Below are 16,144 nucleotides of genomic sequence, written 5' to 3'. Positions count from 1 at the left end.
CGAGCACGCAGCCTCGATCAGGTCAATCGACTCCGTGCAGCTTGGGACGGCAGCGGGAGTCCGGGCTTTGATGCGCCCGGTGACGTCCAAGAGCTCAGGCACTCAGACCTCCGCCATAGGCCGCGTGCCCGCGCCGGTAGAGCCACCTCCGGGACGGCTCAGGTTTTCGCTTCTCTTCGACCGATCACCTCTGCGCGACCTGAACAGACACCCGGCTCACCTCAGGCGACCCCACCGCTTGCGGTCGCCGGGTAGCCCGTGTCCTCCAGCGCAGCCAGGAGCGACTGCAGGTCCGCCGTGGTACGCACCGAGACCTCGCGGCTGGGCGGCCGGGCGATGACCTCGGCCGCTGGATCAACGGCGTGAATGGCGGTGGTAATACGGCGGGCGCAGCCGCCACAGGTCATACCGGGTACATGCAACTTGAACACGCGAACTCTCCTTCGTGATGACGTTCGCGGAACCATGTGGGGCTTACCACGATGGTAAGGTCAAGAGCTGGCGGATGCGAGTGAGCCCCTTGACCTTCCAATCGTTGGAAACCCTATCTGGGGTGCCATAGAGCGAGAAAGGACAGCTCATGGCGACCGTGATCCCATTGCAGCACGAAGCCCGGACGGGTGCCACGATCAGCGTTCCCGTCGAGGGGATGGCGTGCGCGTCCTGCGTCGGCCATGTCGAGAAGGCGATCGGCACGCTGCCGGGCGTCGCCTCGGTCAACGTCAACCTAGCGACCGAGCGCGCCGATGTGGCGTTTGCCGGCAGGCCTGATGCCGCCGCGGTGGTCCGCGCGGTCGAGGGTGCGGGCTATTCGGTGCCGGAAAGCACGGTCGAGCTGGGCGTCGAGGGCATGACGTGCGCCTCGTGCGTGGGCCATGTCGAGAAGGCCTTAAATGGCGTGCCCGGCGTCGCCGCGGCGACCGTGAATCTGGCGACCGAGAAGGTCAGCGTCCGCTATCTCCGAGGCATCGCGTCGGTCGAGGACTTGGAAGCCGCGATCCGGAGCGCCGGTTACGAGCCGCGCCGCCTGGTCGCCAATGACGCCTTCGCCGAGCGCGACGCGCGCGAGCGCGAGCTGGCGAATCTCAAGCGCGCGCTCCTCATCGCCGCGGTCCTGACCCTCCCCGTGTTCGTACTCGAAATGGGTTCGCACCTGATCCCGGCCGTCCACGACTTCGTGATGGGCACGATCGGCATGCGGACGAGCTGGTTCATTCAGTTCGCGCTCGCCACCGCGGTTCTGTTCGGGCCGGGCCTGCGCTTCTTCAAGAAGGGCGTGCCCGCCATCCTGCGCGGCACGCCCGACATGAACTCGCTGGTGACGGTCGGCACGTCGGCCGCCTGGGGCTATTCGCTCGTCGCGACCTTCGCGCCGCAGGTGCTGCCCGCCGGGACCGCCAACGTCTACTACGAGGCCGCCGCGGTCATCGTCACGCTGATCCTGCTGGGGCGCTACCTCGAAGCAAAAGCCAAGGGGCGCACGTCGGAAGCGATCAAGCGCCTGGTCGGGCTCACGCCCAAGACGGCGCGCGTCGAGCGCGACGGTAAGGTGACCGAGCTGCTGATCGCCGACGTGCGCGCCGGCGATGTCGTCCAAGTCCGCCCCGGTGAGAAGGTGCCGGTCGATGGCGAGGTGGTCGAGGGCAGTTCTTACGTCGACGAGTCGATGATCACCGGCGAGCCCGTGCCCGTCGCCAAGGAAGCGGGCGCGGAAGTGGTCGGCGGCACGATCAACAAGACGGGCGCGTTCAGCTTCCGCGCGACCAAGGTCGGCGCGGACACCGTGCTGGCGCACATCATCCGCATGGTCGAGCAGGCGCAAGGCTCCAAGCTCCCGATCCAGGCGATGGTCGACAAGGTGACGGCCTGGTTCGTGCCGGCCGTCATGGGCGTAGCCGCGCTCACCTTCCTGATCTGGCTTGTGCTCGGCCCGACTCCCGCGCTCACCTTCGCGCTGGTGAACGCGGTGGCGGTCCTCATTATCGCCTGCCCGTGCGCCATGGGACTGGCGACGCCCACCTCCATCATGGTCGGAACTGGCCGCGCGGCCGAACTTGGCGTGCTGTTCCGCAAGGGCGAAGCGCTCCAGACACTCCGGGACGTGGCCGTGGTCGCGCTCGACAAGACGGGCACGCTCACCAAGGGCCGCCCCGAGCTGACGGACCTGACGCCCGCGCCTGGGTTCGAGCGCGACGAGGTGCTGGCGCTGGTCGCGGCTGTCGAGGCGAAGTCCGAACACCCGATCGCCGACGCTATCGTGCTCGCGGCCGAGAGGCGGGGCCTGCGGGTGGGCTCGCTCCAGGGCTTCGAGGCGACGCCAGGCTATGGCGTTTCGGGAACGGTCGGCGGCCGCACCGTCGCCGTCGGGGCCGATCGCTACATGGCGAAGCTCGGGCTCGACGTGGCCGTGTTCGCCGGCGAGGCCGCGCGGCTGGGTGGTGAAGGCAAGTCGCCGCTCTACGCCGCGATCGACGGCAAGCTCGCCGCGATCATCGCCGTCGCCGATCCGGTCAAGGATACGACGCCCGAAGCGATCCGCGCGCTCCACGATCTCGGGCTCAAGGTGGCGATGATCACCGGCGACAACCGCGCCACGGCCGAAGCCGTCGCCCGCCAGCTCGGCATCGACGAAGTGGTCCCCGAGGTGCTGCCGGACGGCAAGGTGGAAGCCATCCACCAGCTCCGGGAGGGCGCGCGCAAGGTCGCCTTCGTCGGCGACGGCATCAACGACGCGCCCGCGCTCGCCGAAGCCGATGTGGGCCTCGCGATCGGGACGGGGACGGACGTGGCGATCGAGTCCGCCGACGTGGTGCTCATGTCGGGCGATCTTCGCGGCGTGGTGAACGCGATCGCGCTGTCCAAGGCGACGATCAGGAACATCAAGCAGAACCTGTTCTGGGCGTTCGCGTACAACGCCGCGCTCATCCCCGTCGCGGCCGGAGCGCTCTACCCAGTTTCGGGGACGCTGCTGTCGCCGGTGTTCGCGGCCGGAGCGATGGCGCTGTCCAGCGTGTTCGTGCTGACGAACGCGCTCCGGCTCAAGGCCTTCAAGCCCGTGCTCGCCGCCGACCGCGGTGAGGACGCCGCGCCGGCGACGCCGCACGCCCGCGCCGCGGCTGCGGCCTGACGGAAGGGAGAGGATCATGGACAAGTCCGTCACCATCTACACCACGCCGACCTGCCCCGACTGCCACGCGCTCAAGCGGTGGTTCGAGGGGCAGGGCATCGCCTACGAGGAACGCGACCTGACCGGTTCGGCGGTGATGGACGAAGCCAAGGCGCGGACCGGGGTGCGCGTCGCGCCCATCACCTTTGTCGGCGATCGATTCTTCTACGGCACCTATGGCGAACAGCGCCCGAAGATCGCGGCCGCGCTCGGCCTGGTCAGCAATCCGGCAGGCGAGGGAGCGCGTCCATGAACATCGGCGAGGCGGCAAAGGCGTCCGGCGTCAGCGCCAAGATGATCCGCTACTACGAGCAGGCGGGGTTGATCCCCCAAGCCGCGCGACGAGACACCGGCTATCGCTACTATGGCGACAACGATGTCCACCGCCTCCGCTTCATCCGCCGCGCGCGCGACCTCGGGTTCACTGTCGAGCAGATCGGCGACCTGCTGTCGCTTTGGAACGATCGCAGCCGCGCCAGCGCGGACGTGAAGGCGTTGGCGCTAGGTCACGTCGAGGCGTTGCGCGCCAAGGTGGCCGAGATCCAGGGCATGATCGCGACGCTCGAGACGCTGGCCGCGAGCTGCCACGGCGACGACCGGCCCGACTGTCCGATCATAGCCGGGCTGGAGGAGGGTATCGGATCCCCTCTACCTCGTCCTGCGCCGCGACGGTTCGGAAAAGCGGGAGTTCCTGCCTCGTAACAGGGAGCGGATTGCAGCCCTCGCTTAGTACTCTCTCGCACCTAGCGGTCGCGAGTGAGTCGCTCGTCGTGTCCGCCGGCATCGACGGGCGAAGGGAGCGGCGGCCTCGTTCGCGGCGGCAGCATATCGCCTGTCGAACGACGCAGATCCGCGAGTACGTCGTCGATCGCGGCCTGAACGGTGCTTAGGTAGTCGGGATCGTAGATGGCGTAGATTTCGGAGGTCTTGAGCACTCGGTGCCCGAGTTGACCGGCGAGCTCCCACGGATCCGCCCGGCGCCGGCGGAGTTCGCTCGCCATCGAATGCCGAATGAGCTTCGGCCCCCAGCCTGCCGGAATCCTGAGTTCCGTACGCATCGTGTCCCAGCCTGACTTGACGCTCCGTACCCCGATCTGCTCGACGCGCTCGATCTCCTGGCCTTTCTCGAACACCAGCCTTTCTCGACAGACGAACCACTCGTCGGTTGCATCAAGCCACACATGCAGGAGATCGTTGACCGGCACGATTGGCCGATGCTTCTTCGTCTGCGCACGGCCCTCTGGGTTCAAGCTGAACCGGTGATCGGCGCGCAGCCACTGACCGCGCTCCTTCAGCACGCTCATATCGAAGATGGCGTCCGGACGAGCCAGCGTGCAGATCGCCGCGATTAGGTAGCGGCGAAGTGACAGGAGCCTGTCGGCGTGGCCGGCATAGTTGCCGCTGCCGCGCACGGTGAAGTCGATCATCTCGCCGAGCGCCGTCATGCTCAGCCGATAGGTCCGGACGGGAGTCACCGCCGCTCGCGTCTTGTGCTTGAGCGGCGGAACGTAGCGGATTCGCCGACGCCGGAAGGCGTGGTTCAGGGCCGCCTTAAGCTGGATGATGCTCTCCTCGGTGCTGGAAGCGGTACGCGGACGGCTTGAGCCGGCGACCCACTGGCCGCTGGCGTCCTTCCTGCGCGAGACGATCGGTTCCGCGAGCGCCCACTCTCGGAAGCGCGAAAGCCAATAGTCGTCAATGTGGTCGGGCAGGAAGGGAGTGGCCAGTCGGCCGGCCTGCGCCTCGTGATCGATGAATCGGGACATCAGCTTCAAGCGCGCCTTGATCGCTTCCGCGCTGATCTGCTTCTGGCCGTGCTCGACAAAATAGTCGGTCAGCGCCGTGCTCACGTCATAGACGGCCTGGTCGGCCGCCGTGGGCCTGAACGTCGCGAGATAGTGCTCGTCCAGCTTGTCGCATGCTAGCCGAACATTGTTCGTGCCCGTTGTCTTGCGGCGCTGCCGTCCGCGCTCGGAGTCGTACCACCAGATGTACCAGTTGTCGTTGAGGGGCTCTCCGCCGGCACCGCGAACGAGATCGAGCCAGAAACCTCCTCGCTGATAGACGCCACCTTTATCCGTCGACACCGCGCATGTTCCTTCAGGATGGCCGCCTTGGCCTCGCTGAGCCGCTCGAGCAGACCGAGCTCGGTGAGCGCGTCGAGCTGGTCGGAGGTGAGGGTCACGCCTCGCCCCCGCTGCGCCGCGCGCGACAGCTTGCGATCCAAGTGGATGATGGTCTCGGCCGAGCTCCGGGGCGCGTTCATCGCCCGTCGTCCGAACTGGAAGTACCGAGCGTCGAAATCTCAGCCGAGAGGAGGCCAGACGGGGCGAGCCGTTCCGCTCGCGTCGCCTGATCGCCTCCGGCTATCCGCAGCCGGTCTCTCCTCCCGCTTCCGGTGGCCAGAGCAGCGCGATGTTCATCAGGCGGGACGGATTGGCGCGCGCGCGGTGCACACGGGGGTCGCTGAGGAGCAGCGGCGAGGATCGGGAGGGCGGTCGGCATCTGATCACGCTGTGCTCGCCTCCGCTCGCCCTCCCGAGCATCGGCCAGTGTTGAGGGGGTGCGGTTTCGCGACTGGTGTCAGCCCATCGCGCGACTCGCGTTCGGCTTGAACTCCGCGATCTCCTCCTCGCGGTCGATGATCTCCTGGACATGATGCGCGATGCGCTGGGCGACAAAGCGCGCCGCGAGCTTGCCCCAGCGCGGGTTCACGCGGTCGATGCCGTCCCCGAGTTCCGCCAGCATCGCTTCGGGCAGCTCCCTGATCAGCGTCTCCAGGAACTCCGACATGCCGGAGCGCGACCATTCGACCGCGAGGTCGGGGCGTTCGAACAGGGCAAGCGTGATCGCCGCGCGGGCGGGCATATCGGCCGCGTCCACGAGCGTGAGTGCCTCGCGCAACTCGACTGGACGCTTGCGTGAGAAGGTGCGGCTCAGCTGATCCTTGCTGAGCCCGGTCCGGTCGCACAGTTCGCGCTGTGAAAAGCGCGACTGCTGTAGCAGCGCGGCGACGAGACCCTTCAGGTCCACACCTCCCGTTGCACCGGTACTACCGCCCTCGATCATCCGATCACTCCCGAATCGATTCGCTCGCGACATAAGCGACTAACCCGCGCGAGGAAAACAAAACAAGAACATCCTATCGGGCCGGAGAACGAGCGCAATCCGAGTCCGATCCGCGCACCGGCTCGAATCGGGGCACCCGATCGCAATCGCTTGGCCGCGCGACGGTTCTCGCGCCGGTCGCGAGAAGTCGCTGATCGCGCCAACCGAGTTTCGCGCGGGCGAGGAAAAATCCCAGCGTTCCGCGCGAGAACTGGCGCGTCCCGCGCGAAAGAGCAGGTCGGATGTTCCGATTCTGTTCCTAATCGTTGAGCGAACCCCGACCGGTGCTTCAAGCCTGTCTGGCGGTCGACGGATCGACCGCTTCGACAGCCTCGGAGACCACTCGCATGAAGACCTTGACCCTGGCGGGCGCCAAGCAACGGCTCGGCCGCGCCGCCGACTACATCCTTCCCGGCCTCGCCGTGCTGGCCTGCGCCACGGCGGCGCAGGCCGGCGCCGACGCGACGTTCGGCCCCGCGCTCGACCAGTTCACCAACTTCCTCGAGGGCTCGGGCGGCAAGATCATCGCCGTCCTCAGCCTCGCGGGCGGCATCATCGGCATGGCGTCGGGGCGCTTCAACCTGGGCCAGGTCGCGATCCCCGTCGCTGTCGGCATCGGCGTCGGCACCGGTGTGCCGATCGTCACCTCCACCGTCACCGCGATCATCTGATCGTAGGTCAGGAGGGCGGAGCGGCGCGATGGCCGACAAGTACATGGTGCCCCGGCGGCTCGACGATCCCGAGCTCATCGGGCTGTGGACCCTGGACGAGTTCCTGGGGCTCGCGGTCCCGTTCGCCTGGGGCATCTTCTCCCAGCACATCCTGCTCGGCCTGATCGGGGCCGGGGGTGCCTGGTTCGCTCTTCGCAAGGCAAAAGCAGGGCGCGCCTCATCCTGGGCCATTCACGCGGCCTACTGGTACCTGGGCGAGAGCTTCGTTCGGTTGCGCGCCACGCCGCCCTCCCATTGCCGTCGCCTCGCCGGCTGAGGAGGATCCCATGCTCTCCGACATCGCGCACCAGCGCACCCAATCGCTGCTGCGGCAGCGCAGGGTCCTGCTCATCGCCGCAGGCGGCTCGTTCCTGACCAACCTCGCGCTGGTCTCGTCCCTGAGCACCCGCGACCGCGAGGTGATCCTGCAGCCGATCAACACGCGGCCGCTGGCGATCAGCTCGTCGGGCGTTTCGGCCGACTATCTCGAGCTCGTCACCCGCGACGTCGCGCTGGTGCTGCTCAACCGCTCGCCGGCCGCGCTCGACTATTGGATGGAGCAGATCCTGAAGGTCGCCGACCCGTCGGCCTATGGGACGCTCCGGGCCGAGCTGGTCAAGATCGTGACCGAGCAGCGTGGGTCCGATCTGAGCCAGGCCTTCGTCATCACCGGGCTCACCGTCGACGCCGAGACGCTCACGTCTGTGGTCGACGGCGATCTCAAGACCTTCGTGGGCGGGCAGGTCATCGCGAGCGAGAAGAAGCGGTTCCGCTTCGGCTGGCGCTACGCGGGCCTGCGCCTCTCGCTCCTGAGCTTCGCGCTCGTCCCCGACAAGAAGGACGCGTCCCTATGATCGCCGTCACGCCTGCCTGCCTCATCGGGGCGGGTTCGGTGTCGCTCGCCCTAGGCGCCTCGCGCCGGTTCGACACCTTCTTCAAGCCGATGGGCCTCGCGCTGATCGGCGCCGCCGTGGCCATGGTCGCGAGCCCGGCCGATGCCGAGCAGTACCGCCAGGCGGCCGATAATGCCGAGGTGGCGTGCGTCGTCTCGTCCCGCGAGCTCACCCGCATCAGCCTGATCGGCGACGCCTTCGCCAGTGTCAGCAAGATCACGACCGGATACCCCTATAACGACTTCACCGTCACCAACGAGCCGATCCGGGGCGACATCTACCTGTCCGTTCCCGAAGGCTTTGCGCCGGGCCGGCTCAGCTTCTTCGCGACGACCCGCAAGGGCTATGTGTACAAGTTCGCCTGCTCGCTCGGCGGCCCGGAGGCCGAGCAGGTCTTCGTCTCGAACCCGGCGATCACGACCGAGCGGGCGGAAGCGTGGGAGGCGAAATCGTCCCCGCGCGACGCGGCGGTCCGGCTCATCCAGTCGGTCGCGAGCGGCCGGACGCCGGACGGCTACCAGCTCCGCCAGGTCGCCGCCGCGCCGACAAAGGTGGGCGACCTCAGCGTCCGACTTATCGCCGAGTATCGCGGCGCGCGGCTAACCGCGAAGGTGATCCGGGTCGACAGCCGCTCGGAGAAGCCGGTCGCCATCGATCCGGCCCAGCTCGCCCCCTCAGGCACGCTCGCGGTCAGCGTCGGCCAAAGGGAGCTGCCCCCCCGCGGCGCCACGACGGTCTACGTCGTCCAGGACGGGAGTGCGGGCGCGTGACCGGCACCTCGACCACCCAGGCGACCGCACGGCCGGACGAAACGGGCGACGCGCTCGGCGCGCTCAACGCCAAGACGCGTCAACGCCAGCGCATGCTGCTGCTCGGCGGCGGCGGCATGGCGGCGCTGCTCGGGGCGTGGTTCGTGTTCGGGGGCGACCCCGGCGCATCGAGCGGGGCGGAAGCGCCGCAGCGCATCGAAACCGACGGCATCGTCAACCGCGACCTCAGCCAGAAGGAGTTCGTCGCGATCTATGGCAACCGGCTCGACGCGCAGGCGCGTCAGCTGAAGGCGCTCGAGGAGAGCCGGGCGGCGGTGTCGCCCGACATGCAGGCCAAGCTCGACGCGCTCGCCGCCGAGAACCAGGCGATGAAGGGCGACGGCACGCGCGCGATCGATGCGCTCGCGCAGGAAAACGGCAAACTCAGAGGCGAGCTCGCCCGCGCGCAGGCCGCGCCTCCGCCGGCACCGCCGCCCATCTATGGCGGGCAGGGTGCACCTGGTGCCGCGGCTCCGCCGACCGCGGGCCAACCCGGTGAACCGGTTGACCCGGCGCTGACGCCTGCGACGGAGCGTCAGGTCAAGACGCTCTCGTTCACCTTGGCGGCGGGCGAAGGAGCGGCGACGAAGTCGGGCCTGCGCTCGGGTCGCCCGCAGGCGCCCGCGATCGAGGTGGAGGACAGCCCCGACTATCTCCCGCCCAACTCCTATGCGCCCGCCCGCGTCATCGTCGGCGTGGACGCGTCCGCAGGCGTGGCGAGCCAGACCGATCCGCTGCCCGTGGTCCTCAGGATCACAGGCGCCGCCCGATCGGTCGTGAAGGACGGCAAGCTGCTCACCACGCGCATCCAGGGCTGCGTGGTCAACGGGGCCGCGCGCGGCGACCTCTCGGCGGAGAAGGTCTACGTCAAGCTCGCCAAGATGACCTGCGACCAGCCCGGCGGGCGCGTCGCTGTGAGCGAGGTCAAGGGCTTCATCAGCTTCGCCGGCAAGACCGGGGTGCGCGGCCGCGTCGTCAGCCGCGAGGGCAGCCTAGCGAGTCAGGCGCTCATAGCCGGGATCGTCGGCGGCTTCGGGCGCGGCTTCTCGGCCAATGCGAACGGCCTCTTCTCGGGGCTGAACGTCGGGACCGATGGCAAGCGTCCGTCGCTGTCCGCCGGCGACATCGTCCAGGGCGGGCTGGGGCAGGGGGTCGGCGACGCCGCCGACACCGTGTCCAAGTACCTGATCGAGCGGGCCGAACAATACCAGCCGGTCATCGAGATGCCGACCGGCATCGATGTCGAGATCGTCTTTCTCGACGGCGTTTACGTGAGGAACCCCCAATGATTTCGGAACATGCGCTGCTTGGCCGCGAGCTGGCCAAGCTGAGGCGCCGCGAGGGCGCGACTTTCTGGAGCCTCGTCGCCGCGACCTCGCTCGGGCTCGGCATGGGCGCCGGAGCGGTGGTCAATACCGTCCGGGCGACCGCGCCGACGATGGCCGCGGTCGACACCGACCTGGTGCGCACCGCGCTCAAGCTCCGGCTGCCCAAGACGCCGCTCGGCGCGATCGACTGCGCTCGGTTCGGCGGGCTGTGCGAGGTCGCGGCCGGAACCACGCTGTTCTATGTCGACCGGACCGCGCGCTACCTGATGATCGGGCGGCTCTACGACATGGAGACGCGTAGCGACCTGACCGCCGCGCGGCTGCTGGAGCTCAATCCCGACCTCCTGGTTGCGGGCGCCGCGGGCAAGCGGGCGAAGCTCGATGACGGGGAGCCCGCGCAGGCACCAGCCGCGGCCAGCCGCGTCAACTTGGGCGAGCTGCCCGCGGCCGGCGCGATCCGCTGGGGGCCGGTCACGGGGCCCAAGCTCGTCGTGCTCAGCGACTTCGCCTGCGGCTACTGCCGCAAGCTGACCGCGGAGCTGGTCAAGCTCGGCGCGCGCGTCGAGGAGCGGCCCATCTCGATCTTCGGGCCCGAGAGCCGGAAGACCGCGGAGGCCGTGCTCTGCGCCGCCGACCCGGAAGCAGCACTCCACGCCGCCTATGCGGGCCGCAAGGTCGCGGGCGGCGCGAAGTGCGACACGTCCGGGCTCGACGCGAACGAGGCGTTCGCCCGCAAGCACGGCTTCGGCGGCACGCCCGTCGTGATCCGCGAGGACGGTGCGGTGATCGAGGGCTTCCGTCCGGCCGCCGTCCTCAAGGCGTTCGCGAACGGGGGTGCTGCATGACCCGGACGCTCGCGCTCTTGCTCGCGGCGGGCGTCGGACTGACCGGCGGCTGCACGACCTTCGGCACCAATGTGAGGGGTGACTTCGCCTGCCGTGCTCCTGAGGGCACGTGCCGGCCTATGACCGCGATCGACGCAGCCGCAGTCGATGTGCTCGGCGGTGAGCAGGCCCGCGTGGCGGAGACGTCGAGGCCGGCCCGCGCGCCTGCCGGCCCGGTCGGATCGGGATCACCCGTCCGCGTCGGCGAGCGTACGCTCACCATCCTCCTGCCGGCCCATGTCGACGAGGCCGGCATCCTCCACGACGCGGCTACGGTCCATGCCGTGGTCGAGCCGGGCGGCTGGGCGTTCGCGCCCGACCGCGCCGACAAGCTTCCCGAGTTCTCGCGCAGCTCCGCCCCTTCCTCGCTGCGCGAGGCGATCGCAGGCGCTTCGGCACCGGCGATCGAGGGGCTCGAGTCCCTCCCTCGAGCCCCTCAACCTATCATCGCCGCGACGGCGGGCTCCGATGACGCCGTTCTTCCGACCGTCGCCGCGATTGCGGCAGCGCGGGCGGGTCACCGGATCGGCAGGTCCGAGCCGGCGACAATCGTCCCGTCCACCGCCGTCGCACCGTCCGCGTCGAAGCTACCCAAGGGGAAGGTGGTGACAGGCCGCGGCGACGCTGCGGCGGCGGGCACGCGCGCGAAAGCGCTCGCGGCGCCCCTGCTGGCCAAGCCGGCGCTGCGCCCGGCGGCGCCGCCCAACGGCGATCCGGGTGACCCGTTCGGGTCCTTGGGTGGGGAGCAGCCGAAATGACCCTCTCTCTCCGGAACCTCAGCACGGCGGTCATGCGCGGGCTGTTCGGCGACGCCGAGCAGGGCGAGGGCGCACGTCCCGTGCTCGGGCTCGACATGCTGTCGAGCTTCCTGCCGTACCGAGTTTATGAGCCGTCCACGCGGCTCTACCTCAACGCGCGCTCGACCGGCTTCGTCCTCAACGTCGCTCCCCTGGTCGGCGCGGACGAGCGGGTCGGCGACCTGCTCGGTCAGTTCTTCTCCGAAGGGCTGCCGGCGGGCGCGTGCGTCCAGATCGTGCACTGGGCGTCGCCCCGGATCAGCCGCAACATCGCGCCCTGGTTCGCACCCCGCTACGCCCGCGGCGGCGTCTACGAGAAGATCGCCCGCTCGCGCGCGGCCTGCCTCTACGACATGGTCTGGGCGAGCGGCTCCGGCTCCGCCCCGTTCCATGCACGCCATCACCAGCTCTTCGTCTCGGTCGGCGTGCCCGCTTCGAGCGGCACGACCAAGGAGGAGCTGGTCGCGGTGCGCGAGAGCTTGACGGGCATGCTGCGCTCGCTCGACGTGCCGGCGCTCGACGTCGAGCCGGTCGAGCTCATCGCGTTCCTCGACGATCTGACCTCTCCGACGACGGCGAGCGGCGACGACGCGCTCGACTATAACCCGCTCGACCCCATCGCTACCCAAGCGCTCCGCCGCGACATCGAGCTCACCATCGAGGAGAGCCGGATGCTGCTCCGTACCGAGCGCTTCCGGCCGACGGGCGCGCGCGACGGCGACGCGCCCGAGATCGGCGAGATCTACCCCGATCGGTTCGACGTGCGGCATTTCGGGGTCCGCAACATGCCGCAACGCTGGACGCCGTGGGAGACGGCCCGGCTGATCGGCGACCTGTTCACCGACAAGCTGCGCTACCCATGCCCGGCCGCGACGATGCTCTGCCTCGTCTACCCCGACCAGGAAGCGGCCTCGACGCGCGCGGGACTGAAGTTCCTGCGCACCACGTCCTTGAGCGAGGGCAAGTCCGCGCGCTACGTTCCCCGCCTGCGCGACCAGGCGGCCGAGTGGCGCGAGGTGCAGGCGCAGCTCCAGGAGGGTCGCCGGCTGGTCCGCGCCTTCTACGGCGTCACCACCTTCTCGCCGGAAGGTGATGGCGACCGCAACGAGCGTACGGTCAAATCGCTCTACAAGGCCGCGGGCTGGGACCTCGCCGACGAACGCTTCCTGCAGATCCAGGGGCTGCTCGGCGCCATGCCGCTGACGCTCGCCGACGGCTTGGGCGTCGATCTCGAGCGCTGCCGACGCATGCGCACCATGCTGTCGACCACGGCCGCCAACATCGCGCCGATGCAAGGCGAGTATCTGGGCGGGAGCGTGCCGCACCTCCTGCTGCTCGGCCGCCGCGGCCAGCCCTTCTTCTGGTCGCCCTTTGAGAACGCGGCGGGCAACCACAATGTCGCGATCCTGGGCAAGTCGGGCTCGGGCAAGTCGGTGCTGCTCCAGGAGATGTGCGCGAGCCTGTGCGGGGCAGGCGCCAAGGTGGTCGTCATCGATGACGGCCGCTCCTTCATGAACTCGTGCCGGCTTCAGGGCGGGCGCTTCGTCGAGTTCACGCTGGCGAGCGGTTTCTGTCTCAACCCCTTCTCGATGGTCGATGCCGAGCGGGCCGCCTCGGACGAGGACTATCGGCTCGACTGCATGGCGATGTTGAAGGCGATCGCGGGCCAGATGGCGCGCTTCGTCGACCGGCTGACCGACACCGAGCGCGGACTGATCGACCGGGCGGTCAACCGGGTCTGGGAGGAGCAGGGCAGGGACGGGTCGGTCGACGCCGTCGCCGCGGCGCTGGAGGAGACCGGCAACCCGGACGCGGCCAATCTCGCCATCGCCATGGGCCCTTTCCGCCTCGGCGGCACCTATGGCGGCTTCTTCAACGGCGAGGCGACGCTCCGGCTCGAACACGACCTCACCGTGTTCGAGATGTCCGACCTCGCCACGCGCGAGGAGTTGCGCTCGGTCGTGCTGACCGCCGTCATGTTCATGACCGGCCAGGCGATGACGCGAACGCCCCGCTCGGTGAAGAAGCTGCTCCTCATCGACGAGGCATGGGCCATGCTCAAGGGCGGCTCGATGTCCGACTTCGTCGAGACCTATGCCCGCACCGCGCGCAAATATGGCGGGGCGCTCTGCACCGCGACCCAGTCGCTGAACGACTTCTACAAGTCGGACGGAGCGACCGCGGCGCTGGAGAACTCGGACTGGATGCTGGTTCTCCAGCAGAAGCCCGAGACGGTGGCGGACCTCAGAAAGTCGGCGCGTCTCGACCTCGACGACCGTACCGAAGGGCTGATCCGGTCCTTGAAGCGGTCGGGCAGCGAATACTCCGAGGTGTTCATCCGAGGACCCGAAGCACAGGCGATCGGGCGACTGGTGCTCGACCGCTATTCGGCGACCGTCTTCTCCTCCTCGCCCGACACCTACGCCGCGATCGAGCGTCGGCTCGCGCGCGGGGAGACCATCGCCGACGCGATCGACGCGGTCGCGAGCGGGACCGCCGATCCCACCACCCCTCAGCGGGAGACCATCCATGGATGACCGTAAGCCATCGCCGCCGTCGCATTTCGCGCGGCTCCGCCGCAAGTGCGCCACCAGCTGCTATGTCGCGCTCAGCCTGTGGCTCTTTCTCGCGAGCACGGTGCTCGCGACGTTGGGGCTGGTGCTCCTGCTGGCGCTGATCATCACGGGCGTCGACCTCGCGAGCTTCTTCGCCCACCTGCAGAACCTGTCGAGCCACTATCTCAGCGCCGAGCCCGCCGCCCGGGCGAAGTTCGAGCGCAACCTCGTGACGCTGCTCGTCGCGCTGGTCAGCCTCCTGATCATCGCCCGCGCACCGACCTTCGCCGCGCGGCTCCACCGGGAGCTGGACGGAGGCGAGCGTGGCTGAGCGTATCGCCCGGCCGATAAGGACGCTGGCGGGCTGGCCGCTGGTACGGGTCGGGACGGCGGCGCTGCTGCTCGCCGCCCTAGTCTGGGCGGCTTGGGCCACGCGGACGCTGGTCGAGCTGCGCGAGCGCCGCATCGTCTCGGTGAGCCTGTCGCGCCTCGTCGAGGACTTCGTCGCGGCCGAGGCGCGCAACGGCGGGTCGCCGGAAGACGCGGCCAAGCGGACCGGCGCCTATCTCGGCGCGGTCAACCGCGCGGTCACGGATCTCGCGCGCGACGGCACGACGGTGCTCGTCTCCGAGGCGACGCTCGGCCGGTCGGTTCCCGACCGGACCGAGCAGGTGAGGGCGGCGGTGATCCGCTCGACGGAGGCGGCCCGTGGCGAGCGCTGACCGTTTCTGGACGCGCGAGCGGCGGCAGCGCTGGGCGATCTTTGCCGGCGGCGGTCTGTTCCTGTCTGTCGTGATGGCCTTGAGCGCCTGGGGCGAGCGCCACGCGCTGCTCGTCAACCGCACGACCAGCCTGCCGAACTGGGCGTTCCTGATCGACCGCGATCGCCAGCCCGCGCGCGGCGACCATATCTTCTTCGAGCCGCCGGCGAGCGCGCTCCTGACGAAGCATTTCGGCCACGATCGGGATCCGTTCGGGAAGATCGTCTATGGCGTTCCCGGCGACCGGGTCGAACGCCGCGGCCGCCTGTTCCTCGTCAACGGCCACGCGGTCGGTGTCGCTAAGCCCGTGTCGCTAAGGGGCGAGCCGCTCGTGGCGGGGCCGACCGGCGTGCTCCCTCGCGGCTGCTACTTCGTGGCGACGCCGAACAAGGACAGCTTCGACAGCCGCTACGCCGCGATCGGCTGGATCTGCCGTGCCCAGGTGATCGGCGTGGGGGAGGCGATCCTGTGATTCGCTGCCCCCTTGCGGTCCCGCTCGCCGTCATGGCCGCGTTCGCCTCGCCCGCGATGGCGCGCGACTATGGCCAGCAGGGCGCGGTGTTCCCGGTGGTCGAGGCCGACCTGCTCACTGTCATCCGCAACAAGCTGACCGACATGCAGGCGAGCGGCGCGATCGATCGCGCCAACCGCACGCTCGCCGCGCGCACCGCCGCGCGGGTGCGACGCCCGGCCCCGGTCGACGGCATCGTCGCGGCCATCGAGCCGCGCGGGTGGATCGTCGACCCGACCATCACCCTTCGCCAGGACCTGCGCGACGCAAAGGGCAGGGTCGTCGTCGCGGCCGGCACCCGCGTGAACCCGCTCGACACCGTGCCGCTCCGCCAACGGCTCGTGTTCCTCGACGGAGACGATCCCGCCCAGGTCTCCTGGGCGACGTCGCGCACGACCGCGCTCAATGCCAAGCTCATCCTGGTCAAGGGCTCGCCGTTCGCGCTGATGAAGGCTGAACGGCGCCGCTTCTTCTTCGACCAGTCGGGCACGCTCACGCGCCAGCTCGGCATCCGCGCCGTGCCGGCCGTCGTCGAGCAGCAGGGCCGCACGCTTAGCATTCGCGAGCTGGTGCTGGGCCGAACAAAAGGAGACCGCGAATGAATGGGGCAGGCAACCGCGCT

Annotated in this window: 18 protein-coding genes; 15 read left to right on the top strand and 3 right to left on the bottom strand. The window is 69.2% G+C overall.

Features of this window, described 5'->3' with window-relative positions; translation table 11 throughout:
* Positions 1–221 precede the first annotated feature (221 nt).
* Complete coding sequence (locus tag CKY28_RS16990; RefSeq protein WP_176473158.1) at positions 222–431, bottom strand: heavy-metal-associated domain-containing protein; 210 nt, start codon at positions 429–431, stop codon at positions 222–224.
* A 149-nt stretch (positions 432–580) separates the two neighbouring features.
* Between CKY28_RS16990 and CKY28_RS16985 the strand changes: the two genes are divergently transcribed.
* Genes CKY28_RS16985 through cueR form a run of 3 tightly spaced genes read left to right on the top strand, consistent with a single transcriptional unit; the run spans position 581 to position 3,868 of the window.
* Positions 581–3,127: a heavy metal translocating P-type ATPase gene (locus tag CKY28_RS16985; protein WP_095999588.1), complete on the top strand. Its 2,547-nt coding sequence runs from the start codon at positions 581–583 to the stop codon at positions 3,125–3,127.
* Positions 3,128–3,143: 16 nt separating this feature from the next.
* A complete protein-coding gene (locus CKY28_RS16980; protein ID WP_095999587.1) occupies positions 3,144–3,419 on the top strand; it encodes a glutaredoxin family protein in 276 nt (91 codons plus the stop codon).
* On the top strand, positions 3,416–3,868 hold the full coding sequence (gene cueR / locus CKY28_RS16975; protein ID WP_095999586.1) for a Cu(I)-responsive transcriptional regulator: 453 nt from the start codon (positions 3,416–3,418) through the stop codon (positions 3,866–3,868). The genes CKY28_RS16980 and cueR overlap by 4 nt, the downstream gene beginning before the upstream one ends.
* A 41-nt stretch (positions 3,869–3,909) precedes the next feature.
* Here cueR and CKY28_RS16970 read toward each other — a convergent pair whose 3' ends face one another.
* The gene (locus CKY28_RS16970; protein WP_095999585.1) at positions 3,910–5,253 is read right to left on the bottom strand and encodes a site-specific integrase; all 1,344 of its coding nucleotides are present in this window, start codon (positions 5,251–5,253) and stop codon (positions 3,910–3,912) included.
* Positions 5,254–5,749: 496 nt separating this feature from the next.
* Entirely contained in the window at positions 5,750–6,199 is a 450-nt protein-coding gene (locus tag CKY28_RS16965) for a hypothetical protein (RefSeq protein ID WP_095999584.1), read from the bottom strand.
* Between the two features lie 422 nt (positions 6,200–6,621).
* On the opposite strand from CKY28_RS16965, the gene CKY28_RS16960 reads away from it, so the two are divergent.
* From CKY28_RS16960 to traW, 12 genes are all read left to right on the top strand, one after another.
* Entirely contained in the window at positions 6,622–6,945 is a 324-nt protein-coding gene (locus tag CKY28_RS16960; protein ID WP_095999583.1) for a hypothetical protein, read from the top strand.
* A gap of 28 nt (positions 6,946–6,973) precedes the next feature.
* Positions 6,974–7,261 carry a type IV conjugative transfer system protein TraL gene (traL, locus tag CKY28_RS16955; protein ID WP_095999582.1) on the top strand — a complete coding sequence of 96 codons (288 nt, stop codon included), beginning with the start codon at positions 6,974–6,976 and terminating at the stop codon, positions 7,259–7,261.
* Between the two features lie 10 nt (positions 7,262–7,271).
* Positions 7,272–7,838: a type IV conjugative transfer system protein TraE gene (locus CKY28_RS16950; RefSeq protein ID WP_095999581.1), complete on the top strand. Its 567-nt coding sequence runs from the start codon at positions 7,272–7,274 to the stop codon at positions 7,836–7,838.
* Entirely contained in the window at positions 7,835–8,647 is an 813-nt protein-coding gene (locus CKY28_RS16945) for a type-F conjugative transfer system secretin TraK (protein WP_245841901.1), read from the top strand. The genes CKY28_RS16950 and CKY28_RS16945 overlap by 4 nt, the downstream gene beginning before the upstream one ends.
* On the top strand, positions 8,644–9,975 hold the full coding sequence (locus CKY28_RS16940; RefSeq protein WP_245841900.1) for a TraB/VirB10 family protein: 1,332 nt from the start codon (positions 8,644–8,646) through the stop codon (positions 9,973–9,975). The genes CKY28_RS16945 and CKY28_RS16940 overlap by 4 nt, the downstream gene beginning before the upstream one ends.
* Positions 9,976–10,076: 101 nt before the next feature.
* Complete coding sequence (locus CKY28_RS16935; RefSeq protein ID WP_095999650.1) at positions 10,077–10,859, top strand: DsbC family protein; 783 nt, start codon at positions 10,077–10,079, stop codon at positions 10,857–10,859.
* A 119-nt stretch (positions 10,860–10,978) separates the two neighbouring features.
* The gene (locus CKY28_RS16930) at positions 10,979–11,656 is read left to right on the top strand and encodes a TraV family lipoprotein (RefSeq protein ID WP_176473157.1); all 678 of its coding nucleotides are present in this window, start codon (positions 10,979–10,981) and stop codon (positions 11,654–11,656) included.
* Positions 11,653–14,232: a type IV secretion system protein TraC gene (gene traC, locus CKY28_RS16925; RefSeq protein ID WP_095999579.1), complete on the top strand. Its 2,580-nt coding sequence runs from the start codon at positions 11,653–11,655 to the stop codon at positions 14,230–14,232. The genes CKY28_RS16930 and traC overlap by 4 nt, the downstream gene beginning before the upstream one ends.
* On the top strand, positions 14,225–14,581 hold the full coding sequence (locus tag CKY28_RS16920) for a hypothetical protein (protein ID WP_095999578.1): 357 nt from the start codon (positions 14,225–14,227) through the stop codon (positions 14,579–14,581). Before traC ends, CKY28_RS16920 begins: the two co-directional genes overlap by 8 nt.
* Complete coding sequence (locus CKY28_RS16915) at positions 14,574–14,972, top strand: TrbI F-type domain-containing protein (protein WP_095999577.1); 399 nt, start codon at positions 14,574–14,576, stop codon at positions 14,970–14,972. The genes CKY28_RS16920 and CKY28_RS16915 overlap by 8 nt, the downstream gene beginning before the upstream one ends.
* Positions 14,959–15,483 carry a S26 family signal peptidase gene (locus CKY28_RS16910; RefSeq protein ID WP_245841899.1) on the top strand — a complete coding sequence of 175 codons (525 nt, stop codon included), beginning with the start codon at positions 14,959–14,961 and terminating at the stop codon, positions 15,481–15,483. The genes CKY28_RS16915 and CKY28_RS16910 overlap by 14 nt, the downstream gene beginning before the upstream one ends.
* Positions 15,480–16,124, top strand: a complete 645-nt coding sequence (traW, locus tag CKY28_RS16905) for a type-F conjugative transfer system protein TraW (RefSeq protein WP_342747179.1) — start codon at positions 15,480–15,482, stop codon at positions 16,122–16,124. The genes CKY28_RS16910 and traW overlap by 4 nt, the downstream gene beginning before the upstream one ends.
* The last annotated feature ends 20 nt before the right edge of the window (positions 16,125–16,144 follow it).

Source organism: Sphingomonas lenta (assembly GCF_002288825.1).
GTDB lineage: Bacteria > Pseudomonadota > Alphaproteobacteria > Sphingomonadales > Sphingomonadaceae > Sphingomonas > Sphingomonas lenta.
This window is presented reverse-complemented; position numbering and strand designations above follow the sequence as displayed.